This is a genomic window from Haemophilus paraphrohaemolyticus (assembly GCF_002015045.1).
Lineage (GTDB): Bacteria > Pseudomonadota > Gammaproteobacteria > Enterobacterales > Pasteurellaceae > Haemophilus_A > Haemophilus_A paraphrohaemolyticus.
In genome coordinates this window covers 39,559-54,292 of sequence record NZ_MUXX01000001.1, presented here as the reverse complement: position 1 = coordinate 54,292, position 14,734 = coordinate 39,559, and the positions used below count along the sequence as shown (strand labels likewise).

Sequence of the window (14,734 nt, the reverse complement as noted above, 5' to 3'; positions counted from 1 at the left end):
TCTTTAGCAAAGAGGGGTAGGGGAGATTTATTCGCTATGCTAACACTTCGTGCCGTTGCTAAAGCAATGTTCAAATGCAAGCATTTGTGGCAGTCTTAATTAACGAAGAAATTACTTTATATTACCTCGGACAATCCATCACATTCCACTTTTTGTCATAGCAAATATAAAGCTCATTCTTGCTTGCACCCAAATACACGCGGTCTAATTGTGGATTATTTTTACGCATCCATCGGAAAAGCTCATTATTTCGCATCCACGTATCAGGCAAGACTAAATCATCAAACAAGGCTTTTTGTTTGGCGAAATAGCTTTCAGGATCGTTGAAAGCACAAGCACCGTGCTTTTCCCATTCGCCTTGTAAGAGTGAAGCTCCAGGGGATTCGGGCAAATATTTTTCGATAATCTGTGGTGAAACAGACGGTAAGTCGCCTTGGCAAAAACGAGGGTGATCTTCAACTGTTCTAGCATTTTTATTCTGTGCCCAAAGCCCATGAATGACCCAACCAAATTTTTTATAGCTAGAGCATTGATAGGTTGCCTTTTCAGGAATTTTACCATTGTTCTTTTCACGTTGAGCCTCGCAAAAGGAAGGCGACCACGAGAGTACAAGCATATAGTAATCAACAGGTGCGGTGGCATTTTGTCCGTATTTGTCGTCTGCCATTACAATATCGTAACTGTTTTTGACCGCTTGTTGGGCGGTGTTGGAAGTGGTTGTTTGAGCAGGTTTTGATTTTTCTTGCTGATTTAAAAAGTAAGAAACAATAATCGCAAAGAGAAAAATCAGCAGGTTAATCATTTTTTTGGTTAATTTCATAAAATAAATAGGATAAAAGCCAATCATTAAAGGCGTGTACTATAAAACAAGCGTTCGAAAAAGCCAAAAATTTTGCAAATTTGGCGAAAATTTCAGCAAAAAGAAAATCAAATATTAAATTTTGTGAAGCAGATCACGGATTATTCCTCCATAAATCTATATTATCTGGAGCAAGTTGTTAGGTATAACAATTTAATGACTCTCTAAAATCTCTCTATGTCATTCCACTTAAGGGGAAATTCTATGAAAAAAATGATTTTAAGTGCTGTAGCATTCGCGGTTGCATTAGGTTCAGCAGTAGGTACTGCTCAAGCGAAAGATCGTATCGGTGTGACCATTTATAAATATGACGATAACTTTATGGCGTTAATGCGTAAAGAAATCGAAAAAGAAGCGGCTCAACATAAAGATGTCGAGTTGTTAATGAATGACTCTCAAAACACACAATCTATCCAAAACGACCAAGTTGATGGCTTACTTTCTAAAGGTGTGAAAGCATTAGCTATCAACTTAGTAGACCCATCAGCAGCGCCAACCATTATTGGTAAAGCAAAAGGGGATGATGTGCCGGTGATCTTCTTCAATAAAGACCCAGGTGCGAAAGCGATTGGTAGTTATGAACACGCTTACTATGTGGGTACAGACCCGAAAGAATCAGGTGTGATTCAAGGTGACTTAATTGCGAAACAATGGAAAGCGAACCCTGCGTTAGACTTAAATAAAGACGGTAAAATCCAATACGTATTATTAAAAGGTGAACCAGGTCACCCAGATGCGGAAGCGCGTACAAAATACGTTGTAGATGAATTAAATAAACAAGGTATTCAAACTGAGCAATTATTCATCGATACTGGTATGTGGGATGCGGCAATGGCGAAAGATAAAACTGACGCTTGGTTAACTAGCCCGAAAGCAGACCAAATTGAAGTGATTATTTCAAACAACGATGGTATGGCAATGGGTGCATTAGAAGCGACTAAAGCACACGGTAAAAAATTACCAATCTTCGGTGTGGATGCGTTACCTGAAGTATTACAACTTATCAAAAAAGGTGAAATTGCAGGTACTGTGTTAAATGATGGTGTGGGTCAAGCGAAAGCAGTTATCGCATTATCAACTAACCTTGCAGCAGGTAAAGATGCAACTGCAGGTACAGAAATTAAATTAAAAGATAAAGTCGCTCGTATTCCTTATTTAGGTGTTGATGCAAGCAACTTAGATAAATTCTTAAAATAAATTATTAAAACACGAGGCACAGGCGTGTTCGCCGTGCCTCAATTTTTTACACGGAGTGAGATATGACAAGCGAAGTACTACTCACAATGACAAACGTTAGCAAGTCGTTTCCTGGGGTAAAAGCCTTAGACCACGCCAATCTAACGGTAAAATCGCACAGCGTACACGCCTTAATGGGTGAAAACGGTGCGGGGAAATCGACCCTTTTAAAATGCTTGTTTGGTATTTATGCAAAAGATGAAGGTGAAATCCTGTTTTTAGGTAAGCCCGTTAATTTCAAAACTTCTAAAGAGGCACTTGAAAACGGTATTTCAATGGTTCACCAAGAGTTGAACCTGGTTAAACAAGTAAGCGTAATGGATAACTTATGGCTTGGACGTTATCCATTAAAAGGCCCATTTGTGGATCACGATAAAATGTATCGCGATACAAAAGCGATTTTTGATGAATTAGACATTGATGTTGATCCAAGAGAAAAAGTAGCAAAACTCTCTGTGTCTGAAATGCAGATGATCGAAATTGCCAAAGCGTTCTCTTACAATGCGAAAATTGTAATTATGGATGAGCCAACCTCTTCGCTCTCTGAAAAAGAGGTAGAACATTTATTTAAAATCATTCAAAAATTAAAAGATAGAGGCTGTGGCATCATCTATATTTCACACAAAATGGATGAAATCTTCAAAATTTGTGATGAAATTACGATTTTACGTGATGGTAAATGGGTCAACACGGTTGCAATTAAAGACACTTCAATGGATCAAGTGGTTTCTATGATGGTAGGGCGTGAATTAACCCAACGTTTCCCAGAAAAAACCAACGTACCACAAGAAGTGATTTTAGAAGTGGAACATTTAACCGCGAAAAATCAACCTTCGATTCAGGATGTTACCTTTGAATTACGTAAAGGTGAAGTGCTTGGCGTAGCAGGCTTGGTAGGTGCAAAACGCACCGATATTGTAGAGACTATCTTCGGTGTGCGTGAAAAAGCAAGCGGTGTGATTAAACTTCATGGCAAAGAAATTCGTAACCACAACGCCTTTGAAGCGATTAACAACGGCTTTGCGTTAGTAACCGAAGAGCGCCGTTCCACAGGGATTTATGCGAATTTAAGCATCGAATTTAACTCATTGATTTCAAATATGAAATCTTATTTGGGCAAATTCGGCTTACTCAGTAATAAAAAAATGAAAAGCGATACCCAATGGGTAATCGATTCAATGAATGTAAAAACCCCATCGCACGGCACATCGATTGGCTCACTTTCAGGCGGTAACCAACAAAAAGTCATTATCGGACGTTGGTTATTAACCCAACCAGAAGTGTTAATGCTAGATGAACCAACCCGTGGTATCGATATCGGGGCGAAATTTGAGATTTACCAACTGATCCTTGAACTTGCCAATAAAGGAAAAGGTATCATTATGATTTCATCGGAAATGCCAGAACTACTTGGTGTTACCGACCGAATTATCGTGATGAGTAATGGTAAAGTGGCGGGCATTGTCGAAACGGCAAAAACCTCCCAAGAAGAAATCTTACAACTTGCGGCAAAATACTTATAAATCAGGAGTGAATTATGTCTGCTGTACAACCTAACAAAGCACTTAATTTTCTGAAACAAAATGCCATCTATTTTGTGTTATTGATTTTACTTATTATCATCATCGCACAAGATCCTAGCTTTTTGAGTTTACGAAATTTTAGTAACATCTTAACCCAATCTTCAGTACGTTTAATTATCGCTCTTGGTGTCGCAGGGCTGATTGTTACCCAAGGTACCGACTTATCCGCTGGTCGTCAGGTCGGTCTTGCTGCGGTAATCTCTGCTACGCTCTTACAAGCAATGGATAATATGAACAAAGTATTCCCGAACCTTGCTGAAATGCCAATCCCGGTGGTTGTGCTTATCATCTGCGGTATCGGTGCAATTATCGGTTTGTTTAATGGCTTTGTGATTGCTTACTTAAACGTAACACCATTCATTGCCACAATGGGGACAATGATCATCATCTACGGTATCAACTCACTTTACTATGATGCTGTAGGTTCATCACCAATCGCAGGCTTTAGCGAAAGTTTCTCCGACTTCACACAAGGTTTCTTCCGAATTGGTGGTTTTAAGCTCTCATACATCACTATTTATGCAGCGATTGCAACCGTGATTATGTGGATTTTATGGAACAAAACCCGCTTCGGTAAAAACGTATTCGCTATTGGTGGTAACCCAGAAGCAGCGAAAGTATCCGGCGTAAACGTTGCACTGAACTTAATGGGCATCTATATGGTGTCTGGTATCTTCTATGCCTTCGGAGGTATGTTAGAAGCAGGTCGTATTGGTAGCGCAACCAACAACTTAGGCTTTATGTATGAAATGGACGCAATCGCAGCTTGCGTAGTAGGTGGTGTGTCATTCGCAGGTGGTGTGGGTACAATTATCGGTGTAGTAACAGGGGTGTTAATCTTCACCGTTATCAACTACGGCTTAACCTACATCGGCGTAAACCCTTACTGGCAATACATCATCAAAGGCGGTATCATCGTCTTAGCAGTAGCAATTGACTCATTGAAATACGCGAAGAAAAAATAGTTAATCAGAATAAAGTAAGGGCAATTTACCCTTACACATCAATAACAAGCGGTCGAATTTGCAATATTTTTTGTAAACTCGACCGCTTGCATATCCCTTACAACACAAAAGAAAAAGGAGCTTGCTATGCTAAACATTGTATTTTTAGACCGCACAGGCATTCCTGCCACACACAATATTCCTCGTCTAAGCTTTCCGCATAATTGGGTGGAGTATGACCGAACTAGCGCGGATGAAACCTTCGAGCGTGCCAAAGATGCTGATATTATCGTGACCAGTAAAGTATTACTTGGGCGTGAATTATTAGCGAAATTACCTAAATTAAAACTGATTGCCATTACGGCAACAGGCACAAATAACGTGGATTTAGTGGCAGCAAAAGAGCTTGGCATTTGTGTGAAAAATGTGACGGGTTACTCTTCTGTTACTGTACCAGAGCACGTATTGGGGATGATTTTTTCGCTTAAACATAGCTTAATGAGTTACCATCACGACCAAGTGACCAGCGACCGTTGGGCGATTTGTGGGCAGTTCTGCTACACCGATTATCCGATTACCGATATTCGTGGTGCAACGCTTGGTGTATTCGGTAGAGGGAACACTGGAGCTGAAGTGGCACGCCTTGCACAAGCGGTCGGAATGAACGTAATTTTTGCAGAGCACAAAGGTGCGACCACGATTCGTGAAGGTTACACCCCATTTGAAGAGGTGTTCAAACAGGCGGATGTGATCACGTTACATTGCCCGCTTACGGAACAAACTCAAAACTTAATTAACGCAGAAACCTTGGCATTGATGAAACCAACAGCTTATTTGATTAACTGCAGTCGTGGACCTGTGGTAGATGAAAAAGCATTGTTGAATGCGTTAGAAACTTGCCAAATTGCAGGCGCTGCGTTAGATGTGCTGGTAAAAGAACCGCCTGCGATTGATGATCCGTTAGTTCAAGCGGCAAAACGCTTACCGAATTTGTTGATTACCCCACACATTGCGTGGGCAAGCGATTCAGCGGTCACAACATTGGTTAATAAAGTTGCTCAAAATATTGAAGAGTTTGTAAAAACGGGCAAGTAATTAATGTTTTAGCAAAAAGAGGGAAGATGGTAAGATAGTCTTCCCTTTATTTTTTACTTCCCCCTTCCGTAAATGGAGGGAGTGAAGTACTTCGCATGATTTATATAATATGAACTTTACCTCCCTATTTATCGCTTGGCGGTATTGGCAAACGAAAAGTGCCGATCGTTTTGGGCGACTGGTGACCAATCTCGCCAGCTTTGGCATTGTGCTAGGCGTAATGGCATTGGTGATTGTGCTTTCCATTATGAACGGCTTGGAAAATATGCAAAAGCGTAATTTGCTTTCTACACTGCCACATGCGGTTGTGATGCCAATTGATGGACATTTTGCAAAAAATGAGCAACAGCCCCAACCAGATTTTGTGACTCAAGCTAATCCAATTAACCGTACGAATATCATTATTCAAAGTCAGCAAGGGATTGAAGCAGGCTCGTTAATTGGTGTGGAAAATACCCAAGATGATCCGCTTTTAAATGGCGAAAATGTGGCGCAGCTTCTGCCCGAAGGCGAATTTAACGTGCTAATTAACTGGCAATTGGCTCAAAAATTGAATCTGAATGTAGGTGAAAAAATCCGCATTATGATTACTGAAAACAGCCAATACACACCGATGGGACGAGTACCGATGCAACGTCTGTTTCATATTTCAGGGTTCTATTATGCGAATAGTAATGGCAGCGAATATACGCTATTTGCGAATTTAGTGGATGTGGGGCGACTGCTCAGGATCGATAACGAGCATATTCAAGGCATACGCTTGTATTTAAACGACCCGTTCCAAGTTACCGAATTAAGCCGTTACTTCCCTGAAGAACAGTACCAAATCCACGATTGGCGCGAGCAGAAAGGCGAGTTTTTCCAAGCGGTGAAAATGGAAAAAAATATGATGGGCTTGCTGGTGAGCTTGATTATTGTGGTGGCGATTTCCAACATTATTACCTCACTAAGTTTAATGGTGGTAGATAAACAGGGCGAAATTGCGATTTTACAAACTCAAGGCTTAACCAAACCGCAAGTGATGCAAATTTTTATTTTCCAAGGCTCAATTGTGGGGATTATTGGCTCGATTTTAGGTGTCGTTTTAGGTGTAGTTGCCGCAATGAATTTAGATACATTGATTGCAATGATTAACCCTGCGATTGTGTTGCCAACTTTGATTTCTCCAACGCAAATTACGGTGATTGCGGTGGTATCGATTTTATTATCGCTCGCGTGTACGCTTTATCCCGCATTTAGTGCATCGAAAATTGAACCAGCTCAGGCGTTGAGGTATGAATAAAATGCAGAATAATGCTTTTACTATTGCAGAAACCGCTGAATTTTTTTCTGTATCAACTGCAACAATTCGAAATTGGGTTAAAACTGGCTATCTATCTTTAATCGGAAAAGGGAAAATTGATAAACAATCTGTATTTGAATTTAAAGCGAATAAATTAGGAAAAGAGAAATTAACTTCTCGGGCAAACAAATCCCAGAAGGATAGCCATAACCATCAAGAACTCACCAAATTTATTCTTCAAGAGATAGAGAGTAATAATATTGCCTATCTTGGTAAGAGATATGAAGAAAGCTTATCTGATTCTTATAGAAATAAAGAAGGAATTTACTACACTCCTGAAGAAATAGTTAATGATTTACTCAATATAAAAGGTGATTTATCAACAAAAACATTTCTAGATCCTTGTTGTGGTTCTGGAAACTTTATTATGCGTGCTATAGAACTAGGTGTGAAACCAGAAAATATTTATGGCATAGATATTGATCCACTTGCAGTAGAAATTACTAAGAAACGTATAAAAGAAAAGACAGGGTATATTTCAGAAAATATTATTTGTGCTGATTTCTTAGAAAAGTATAAAGAAAATGGTTTAGAAGAATATGATCTTATTTATACTAATCCTCCATGGGGCAAAAAAATAGATAAGAAAGATAAAGAGTTTTATGCAAATTTATTAAATGCAGGAACAAGTAATGACACTTGCTCTTTATTCTTTTTCGCGTCTCTTTCTTTACTAAAGAAAAATGGTAATTTAGGATTGCTTTTACCTGAAGCATTTTTCAATGTTGCGGCATTCGAAGCAGCTAGGCAGGAAATGTTAAAGTATGACATTTTAAACCTAACAGATTATGGTAAAGCATTTAAAGGTTTACAAACTGGAGCAGTTTCTTTTGTTTTGAATAAAAGAAAATCAAATTCAGATAAAGATATTATTTGTAATTATAAAGGAAATATCTTTAATAGAAGTGCAAAATCATTTATTTCTAATCCAAAATTAATTTTTAATTTAAATTGTGATGCTCAAGAATCCAAGGTTATTGAATATTTATTTAGTTTACCATATGAAACATTAGAACATAGAGCTAAATGGGGATTAGGTATTGTAACTGGAAATAATGAAAAATTCCTGAAAAAACAACCATTTACTGATTCTATTCCTGTGTTTAAAGGTTCTGATATTACGAAAGAAGGATTAAAATCTGCAACCAATTTTTTATCAAACGATTTCTCACAATATCAGCAGGTCGCACCTAGAGAAATATTTGAAGCAGAACAAAAGTTAATTTATAAATTTATTTCTTCTAACTTATGTTTCTACTATGATAAAGACAAGTATTATGTATTGAATAGCGCTAATATGATAATAGTTGAGAAAGGTTTTCCGGTTTCTATGCAAGTGTTATCTGATTTATTTAATAGTAGTTTTATGAATTGGGTTTTTCATAAGTTATTTAATACCCATAAAGTATTAAGAGGTGATTTAGAGCAATTGCCTATCTACCCTCAATTTATAAAGGATAACTTATTTAATGAAATTGAATATTTATCATTATTAGGTTTAGTTAAGGAAAAAAATGGAACTTTCAGAATTAAAAAGTAGAATTATCTCTTCTTTCTCTGGTAGTGAAAAAGATCTTATGGATGTTTTACAAATGATAGAAGATGATAGAGCAGTCTATCCTTTCAATGAGTATGAGCATCTTATTATTTCTTTTATTGAGAAGAAAGGTTTAACTTACGAGCAATACATTGATATTAGAACAGAATATATCAATTCAAATCCAAACTTATGGATATTTGAAATCTCAGCACCTCGAGGTTTTGGTGAGAAATTTGCACAAACTTATGTAAAAGGGAAAAGTAATAAATTGCTTTCCCCATCTAAAAAATTAGATGCTGATTTTAAAGGTGAATATGATTTATGGCTAGATGGAATCAAAATTGAAGTTAAGGCTTCAAGAGCTGTAGATTCTGATAGCGATGAACCTTTATATATTAAAGCATTATCAAGTAATACTCATAAACGCTTTTTAATGAATTTTCAACAATTAAAGCCTCAATGTTGTGATGTGTTTATTTGGCTAGCGGTATTTCGTGATGAAATTATTCTATGGGTTTTAAATTCAGATGAAGTTGCCTCTCATGAGTTATTTTCAAAAGGACAGCATCGCGGAAATCATGGTAATGAAGGTCAGTTACATATAAAAAATGACAATATAAATCTGTTTGATAAATATAAATTAATTGACAATGATATCGAAAAAGCGATTAAAGATGCTGTAGCAAGAAAAGGTAAATCATAATGACAACATTACTCCGCTGTGAAAACATAAGTAAATTTTATGACGAGGGCGATCACAAAGTTCAGGTATTAAAAGAGGTTTCTTTTTCAATGAATGTTGGCGAGCTGGTGGCAATTGTAGGGAGTTCAGGTTCGGGCAAAAGTACGCTTTTACATATGCTTGGCGGATTAGACCAACCGAGTTCGGGCAAGGTATGGATTCAAGATCAATCCTTGCAAAAACTGAGTGCAAATAAACTTGCGAGCTTACGAAATCAGCATTTAGGCTTTGTGTATCAGTTCCATCATTTGATGGCGGATTTCACTGCATTGGAAAACGTGATGATGCCGATGTTAATTGGAAAACAGAACAAATCGGAAGCAAAAGATCGTGCTGAAAAGATGTTGCAAGCGGTCGGATTATCTCACCGAATTACGCATCGTCCATCAGAGCTTTCAGGCGGCGAGCGTCAGCGTGTGGCAATTGCTCGTGCTTTAGTGAATAATCCTGATTTAGTACTTGCAGATGAGCCAACAGGGAATTTGGATCAAAAAACCACCGAGAGCATTTTTGATCTGATCAAACAGCTCAATGCAGAACAAAATATCGCGTTTTTATTGGTGACCCACGATCTAAATTTGGCCCAAAAACTCTCGCGTCGTTTCGTGATGCGAGATGGCGTATTGCGTGAGGAAGGCTGATGAACACTCCGTTTTTTATTAGTTGGCGTTATCAAAAAGGTAAGCAGAAAAATCGCCTTGTATCTCTGATTTCGTGGTTTTCGACAATAGGAATTGCCTTGGGCGTGGCAGTGTTGATTATTGGTTTAAGTGCAATGAATGGCTTTGAGCGTGAGCTTAATCAGCGTGTGCTTTCCGTTGTGCCACACGCGGAAGTTTATGCATACGATGGCAATAAAGAGGGCGTGATTAGAGATCCTGTTCAGCTCGAAAAATTGGTTAAACAGAGTGAAAACGTGCTTGCCACCGCGCCATTTATTACCTTTACAGCTTTGATTGAAAACGGCACGCAGCTCAAAATTGCTCAAGTGCGAGGTGTTGATCCGCAAAAGCAAGAGAGCGTGAGCCAGCTTGGGCATTTTGTGCAAGGTAATCAATGGGATGTTTTTAAAAAAGAAGGCGGCTTGATTTTAGGAGCAGGCATTGCGAAAGCACTCGAAGTAGATGTAGGCGATGAGGTGACTTTGTTGCTGCCACAAGCAAGTGAAAACGACCGCTTGGCTCAGCCGTTGCGTTTTAACTTACCAATTACGGGCATTTTGAAATTAGAGGGGCAGTTGGATTACAGCTATGCCTTGCTACCGATTGAAAAAGCACGAGAATTGTTAGATTACGAACAAGGCGAAGTGACGGGCGTGGAGTTGGCTTTGCGTTCTCCCTTTGATGTGCAGCAGTTGGATCTTTCGCAATTAAATCACTTTAATCAACCGCTTTATTTGAACACTTGGGTCAATAAATTTGGCTATATGTATAACGACATCCAGCTAGTTCGCACAGTGATGTATATTGCAATGGTGCTTGTCATAGGCGTAGCGTGTTTTAACATTATTTCAACGCTGGTGATGGCGGTAAAAGATAAGCAAGGTGATATCGCGATTATGCGAACACTTGGGGCAAATAACGGTTTTATTAAACGGATTTTCCTCTGGTATGGCTTACTTTCAGGCATGAAAGGGGCGGTGTTAGGCATTCTGCTTGGTGTGGGGTTAGCTTTGAATTTAACCAGTATTATCAAGGGGCTAGAAAATCTACTTGGCATTCAAGTGCTTTCTGAAGGCGTTTATTTTGTCAATTTCCTACCAAGCGAATTGCATTGGCAAGATATTGTTTATGTATTGCTTGCCACCATTGTGTTGAGCTTATGCGCAAGCCTCTACCCGGCATCACGTGCAGCAAAATTAGAGCCTGCGAAGGTATTGAGTGGGTATTGATTTCCCCCTATCCCTCCCCCTCTCTCACCAAGGGAGAGGGGATTTATTTAAAATATGATAAATTTTCGATCATAAAAAGATTAAAATTTAATCATTTTATCCATTATTTTGCTGGTTATCTAATCAAATACTCTCCATTTTCTAATTTTTTCTGCAAAAAAACTTGCAACTGTATAGTAAACCACTATACTGGCATCCAGTTAAATTGTTCAAAATTGAACAGAATATAGCCATTTTTAAACTAATTTATGACACAAGGATTAACCCATGGCAGCAGAGAAAAAAAGTAATAAAAACGTTGTGGTAAAACAGACAGATCCAGTACAACGTGAGAAAGCCCTTGCAGCGGCATTAGCGCAAATTGAAAAACAATTTGGTAAAGGCTCAATTATGAAATTGGGTCAAACAGAGAACTTGGATATTGAAGCAGTTTCAACAGGTTCGATCGGTTTAGATATGGCGTTAGGGATTGGCGGTTTACCGATGGGGCGTATCGTTGAGATCTTCGGGCCAGAATCGTCAGGTAAAACAACCTTAACGTTATCAACCATTGCTCAAGCACAAAAAGCGGGTAAAACTTGTGCCTTTATTGATGCGGAGCACGCACTTGATCCAGTTTATGCACAAAAATTAGGCGTTAATACTGATGACTTGTTAATTTCTCAGCCAGATAACGGTGAGCAAGCATTAGAAATTTGTGATGCATTAGTACGTTCTGGCGCAGTGGATGTGATTATCGTGGACTCTGTAGCGGCATTAACACCAAAAGCAGAAATTGAAGGCGATATGGGCGATTCACATATGGGTTTACAAGCTCGTTTAATGTCTCAAGCATTACGTAAATTAACGGCTAACATCAAAGCGACTAACTGCTTGGTAATCTTCATCAACCAAATCCGTATGAAAATTGGCGTGATGTTTGGTAACCCAGAAACCACGACAGGTGGTAATGCGTTGAAATTCTATTCTTCTGTGCGTTTAGATATTCGTCGTTCAGGTGTGGTGAAAGATGGCGATAACATCATTGGTAGCGAAACGAAAGTAAAAGTGGTGAAAAATAAAGTAGCTCCCCCATTTCGTGAAGTAAACTTTGATATTATGTATGGCGAAGGTATTGCACGCACCAATGAATTACTTATCTTGGCTGAAAAACAAGGCTTCATCAATAAATCTGGTGCTTGGTTCTCTTACGAAGGCGAGAAAATCGGTCAAGGTAAAAATAATGCAATTAAATGGTTAGCTGAGCATCCTGAAGTGGCTGCGAAAATTGAAGCAGATCTTCGTGAATTATTTATGAAAAATCCAAACACTGCATTAGCTCCTAGTCCGAAAAAAGGCAAAAAAGGCAAAGGTGCAGATGATGTTGAAGAAGTAGATACTGATATCGAAGAATTAGAAGATATTGAAGAAATCGAAGAAGAATTCAACGAAGAAGAGCTTTAATCATAATCATGAGCAAATGCGACAGAAATGTCGCATTTTTTCTATACCAAATCAATAATGACAGAACAAAAAATTACCGATAAAAAAGTACATAAATACAGTGCTTTAAACTATACGCTTTATCTTCTTTCGAAACGAGATTACACCGAGAAGCAGCTCCGTTCAAAGCTCAAACTTAAAGAGTATGAAGCGGTCGAAATTGATAAAGCTATTACAAAAGCACAAGAGCACAACTGGCAAAGCGATGAACGTTTTTGTACCTCTTTTATTCGTTATCGTTCCCAACAAGGAATTGGACCGCGTCGCTTAAAGCAAGAACTGAAAATGAAGGGCGTGCCAGAATGCTTAATTGCAGCTGCGATGGACGAAGCCGAAGAAGAGATTGATTTTTATGAAATTGCCGAGCGAGTTTTTGAGCGAAAATGCCCACGTGTTTGGGACATCAAAGCAAAGCAGAAAATGTGGCGATTTATGGTCAGCCGTGGATTTTATCAGGATCATTTTAGTCATTTGATGGAAATAGATTATAATGACAACGATGATGAATTCGATGAATAAAGAATAATGCAAGAACAAGAAATACACAGACAAGTGGTGCTAGATACCGAAACCACGGGGATGAACTTTAACGGTGCACCGCACATTGGGCACAATATTATCGAAATTGGGGCGGTTGAGGTCATCAATCGCCGCTTAACAGGGCGAACCTATCACGTTTATATCAAGCCTCCTCGCGAAGTTGAAGAAGAGGCGATTAAAGTTCACGGCATTACTAACGAGTTCTTGCAAGATAAGCCCTCTTTTGCCGAAATTGCTCACGAGTTCGTGGATTTTATTAAAGGTGCAGAACTTGTTATTCATAATGCGCCCTTCGACGTGGGCTTTATAGATCATGAATTTTCATTCTTGAAAAATCCGCCACCAAAAACAGCTGAGATGTGCACTGTTACCGACAGCCTTGCAATGGCTCGTAAAATGTACCCAGGTAAACGAAACAACTTGGATGCACTTTGCGATCGCTTAGGCATCGACAATAGCAAGCGTGTCCTCCACGGGGCATTACTGGATGCGGAAATTCTGGCTGATGTCTTCCTAATGATGACAGGCGGTCAAATTGCCTTGCTAGCAGATGAAACAGAAGAGAACGTACAAGCGGTTGAATCTCAAGAAGAAATTGCAAGAGAAGACGTGGATTCCAGCGGAACTATTGTTTTCCAAGCCACCTCTTCTGAGCTTGAAGCCCACGAGGCTTTTATAGCGTTGATCAATAAAAAGTCAAAAGAGAATTGCATTTGGCTGAAACGAATGGAAACGGAAAGCATACAGTAAACTAAAAATGGCTTAGAACTTAAAGTACTAAGCCATTTTTTATATGCTTGGAATTTACCCTTTCACAATCCCCACCAACTCAAGAATATCTTTAATCTCATAAGTTGGTTGGATTTTTGTGTCATTTACAAGATTCGCGTGATTAAACCAGCAAGTATCAATGCCGGAATTGTAGCCGCCTAGAATGTCAGAAGCGAGGGTATCGCCCACCATAAGAATCTTGGTTTTATCTAGTTCATCCATTTGCGAAAAGGCATAATCAAACACTTTTCGGTCTGGTTTTGCCACGCCAATTTGTTCGGAAACTACGACAATTTCGAAGAATTTTTTGGTTTGGGTGTTTTGCAAACGTTGCTGTTGTAGTTCGGTAAAACCGTTGGTAATAATGCCCATTTTAACTTCAGGATAAAGAGCTTCCAGCATTTCCATCACGCCATCAAGCGGCTTGCTGACTTTTGCCATTTCTGCCATCAATTCCTGATTAAGCTGAATTTGGTGCACGCCTGTTTGCTCAGCTAATTTGGCAAAACGACGCATTTGAATATCTTCTGCGGTGATCTCATTATTTTGGTATGCAACCCAAAGCAATTTATTGACCGCTTGAAAAGCATCATAATCTTCACGTGTAAAATCAATGCCATAACGCTTGAGCATTGCAGTTAAGCCTAAGTAGGAATTGAACGAAAAGAGTGTTTCATCCGCGTCAAAAAGAACCCAGTTATATCTCATT

The 14,734-nt window shown here is 38.9% G+C and carries 14 protein-coding genes; 12 read left to right on the top strand and 2 right to left on the bottom strand.

Translation table 11 applies throughout. The annotated features are described in order from the left end of the window. Nucleotides 1-121: 121 nt before the first annotated feature. Nucleotides 122-820, bottom strand: a complete 699-nt coding sequence (locus B0184_RS00275) for a ribonuclease T2 family protein (protein WP_039851456.1) — start codon at nucleotides 818-820, stop codon at nucleotides 122-124. A gap of 243 nt (nucleotides 821-1,063) precedes the next feature. On the opposite strand from B0184_RS00275, the gene mglB reads away from it, so the two are divergent. From mglB to dnaQ, 12 genes are all read left to right on the top strand, one after another. Beyond that, nucleotides 1,064-2,056 (top strand): galactose/glucose ABC transporter substrate-binding protein MglB, encoded by a 993-nt coding sequence (gene mglB, locus B0184_RS00270; protein WP_005709023.1) that lies wholly within the window; start codon nucleotides 1,064-1,066, stop codon nucleotides 2,054-2,056. A 62-nt stretch (nucleotides 2,057-2,118) separates the two neighbouring features. Further along, a complete protein-coding gene (gene mglA, locus B0184_RS00265) occupies nucleotides 2,119-3,618 on the top strand; it encodes a galactose/methyl galactoside ABC transporter ATP-binding protein MglA (protein WP_005709009.1) in 1,500 nt (499 codons plus the stop codon). A gap of 14 nt (nucleotides 3,619-3,632) precedes the next feature. Further along, nucleotides 3,633-4,643, top strand: coding sequence for a galactose/methyl galactoside ABC transporter permease MglC (gene mglC, locus B0184_RS00260; RefSeq protein ID WP_005709003.1), 1,011 nt, complete (start codon nucleotides 3,633-3,635; stop codon nucleotides 4,641-4,643). Nucleotides 4,644-4,769: 126 nt separating this feature from the next. Then, the gene (locus B0184_RS00255; RefSeq protein ID WP_005708994.1) at nucleotides 4,770-5,717 is read left to right on the top strand and encodes a 2-hydroxyacid dehydrogenase; all 948 of its coding nucleotides are present in this window, start codon (nucleotides 4,770-4,772) and stop codon (nucleotides 5,715-5,717) included. Nucleotides 5,718-5,826: 109 nt separating this feature from the next. Then, nucleotides 5,827-6,999, top strand: a complete 1,173-nt coding sequence (locus B0184_RS00250) for a lipoprotein-releasing ABC transporter permease subunit (RefSeq protein WP_005709014.1) — start codon at nucleotides 5,827-5,829, stop codon at nucleotides 6,997-6,999. After that, a complete protein-coding gene (locus tag B0184_RS00245) occupies nucleotides 6,992-8,599 on the top strand; it encodes a TaqI-like C-terminal specificity domain-containing protein (protein WP_078177594.1) in 1,608 nt (535 codons plus the stop codon). The genes B0184_RS00250 and B0184_RS00245 overlap by 8 nt, the downstream gene beginning before the upstream one ends. Then, nucleotides 8,574-9,302, top strand: coding sequence for a hypothetical protein (locus tag B0184_RS00240; RefSeq protein ID WP_005709031.1), 729 nt, complete (start codon nucleotides 8,574-8,576; stop codon nucleotides 9,300-9,302). The genes B0184_RS00245 and B0184_RS00240 overlap by 26 nt, the downstream gene beginning before the upstream one ends. Then, the gene (gene lolD, locus B0184_RS00235; RefSeq protein WP_005709029.1) at nucleotides 9,302-9,982 is read left to right on the top strand and encodes a lipoprotein-releasing ABC transporter ATP-binding protein LolD; all 681 of its coding nucleotides are present in this window, start codon (nucleotides 9,302-9,304) and stop codon (nucleotides 9,980-9,982) included. The genes B0184_RS00240 and lolD overlap by 1 nt, the downstream gene beginning before the upstream one ends. Next, complete coding sequence (lolE, locus tag B0184_RS00230) at nucleotides 9,982-11,232, top strand: lipoprotein-releasing ABC transporter permease subunit LolE (protein ID WP_005709043.1); 1,251 nt, start codon at nucleotides 9,982-9,984, stop codon at nucleotides 11,230-11,232. Before lolD ends, lolE begins: the two co-directional genes overlap by 1 nt. A gap of 267 nt (nucleotides 11,233-11,499) precedes the next feature. After that, nucleotides 11,500-12,675, top strand: a complete 1,176-nt coding sequence (gene recA, locus B0184_RS00225) for a recombinase RecA (protein WP_005709016.1) — start codon at nucleotides 11,500-11,502, stop codon at nucleotides 12,673-12,675. A 57-nt stretch (nucleotides 12,676-12,732) separates the two neighbouring features. Further along, on the top strand, nucleotides 12,733-13,233 hold the full coding sequence (gene recX / locus B0184_RS00220) for a recombination regulator RecX (RefSeq protein WP_050855471.1): 501 nt from the start codon (nucleotides 12,733-12,735) through the stop codon (nucleotides 13,231-13,233). A gap of 6 nt (nucleotides 13,234-13,239) precedes the next feature. Next, the gene (dnaQ, locus tag B0184_RS00215; RefSeq protein WP_005708998.1) at nucleotides 13,240-14,004 is read left to right on the top strand and encodes a DNA polymerase III subunit epsilon; all 765 of its coding nucleotides are present in this window, start codon (nucleotides 13,240-13,242) and stop codon (nucleotides 14,002-14,004) included. Between the two features lie 54 nt (nucleotides 14,005-14,058). On the opposite strand, the gene yjjG is transcribed toward dnaQ, so the two are convergent. Then, on the bottom strand, nucleotides 14,059-14,733 hold the full coding sequence (gene yjjG, locus B0184_RS00210) for a pyrimidine 5'-nucleotidase (RefSeq protein ID WP_005709007.1): 675 nt from the start codon (nucleotides 14,731-14,733) through the stop codon (nucleotides 14,059-14,061). Nucleotide 14,734: the final 1 nt, after the last annotated feature.

Coding starts and splice junctions, on each gene's coding strand:
- B0184_RS00275 (WP_039851456.1), bottom strand. CDS start 820: ATGAAATTAACCAAAAAAATGATTAACCTGCTGATTTTTCTCTTTGCG.
- mglB (WP_005709023.1), top strand. CDS start 1,064: ATGAAAAAAATGATTTTAAGTGCTGTAGCATTCGCGGTTGCATTAGGT.
- mglA (WP_005709009.1), top strand. CDS start 2,119: ATGACAAGCGAAGTACTACTCACAATGACAAACGTTAGCAAGTCGTTT.
- mglC (WP_005709003.1), top strand. CDS start 3,633: ATGTCTGCTGTACAACCTAACAAAGCACTTAATTTTCTGAAACAAAAT.
- B0184_RS00255 (WP_005708994.1), top strand. CDS start 4,770: ATGCTAAACATTGTATTTTTAGACCGCACAGGCATTCCTGCCACACAC.
- B0184_RS00250 (WP_005709014.1), top strand. CDS start 5,827: ATGAACTTTACCTCCCTATTTATCGCTTGGCGGTATTGGCAAACGAAA.
- B0184_RS00245 (WP_078177594.1), top strand. CDS start 6,992: ATGAATAAAATGCAGAATAATGCTTTTACTATTGCAGAAACCGCTGAA.
- B0184_RS00240 (WP_005709031.1), top strand. CDS start 8,574: ATGGAACTTTCAGAATTAAAAAGTAGAATTATCTCTTCTTTCTCTGGT.
- lolD (WP_005709029.1), top strand. CDS start 9,302: ATGACAACATTACTCCGCTGTGAAAACATAAGTAAATTTTATGACGAG.
- lolE (WP_005709043.1), top strand. CDS start 9,982: ATGAACACTCCGTTTTTTATTAGTTGGCGTTATCAAAAAGGTAAGCAG.
- recA (WP_005709016.1), top strand. CDS start 11,500: ATGGCAGCAGAGAAAAAAAGTAATAAAAACGTTGTGGTAAAACAGACA.
- recX (WP_050855471.1), top strand. CDS start 12,733: ATGACAGAACAAAAAATTACCGATAAAAAAGTACATAAATACAGTGCT.
- dnaQ (WP_005708998.1), top strand. CDS start 13,240: ATGCAAGAACAAGAAATACACAGACAAGTGGTGCTAGATACCGAAACC.
- yjjG (WP_005709007.1), bottom strand. CDS start 14,733: ATGAGATATAACTGGGTTCTTTTTGACGCGGATGAAACACTCTTTTCG.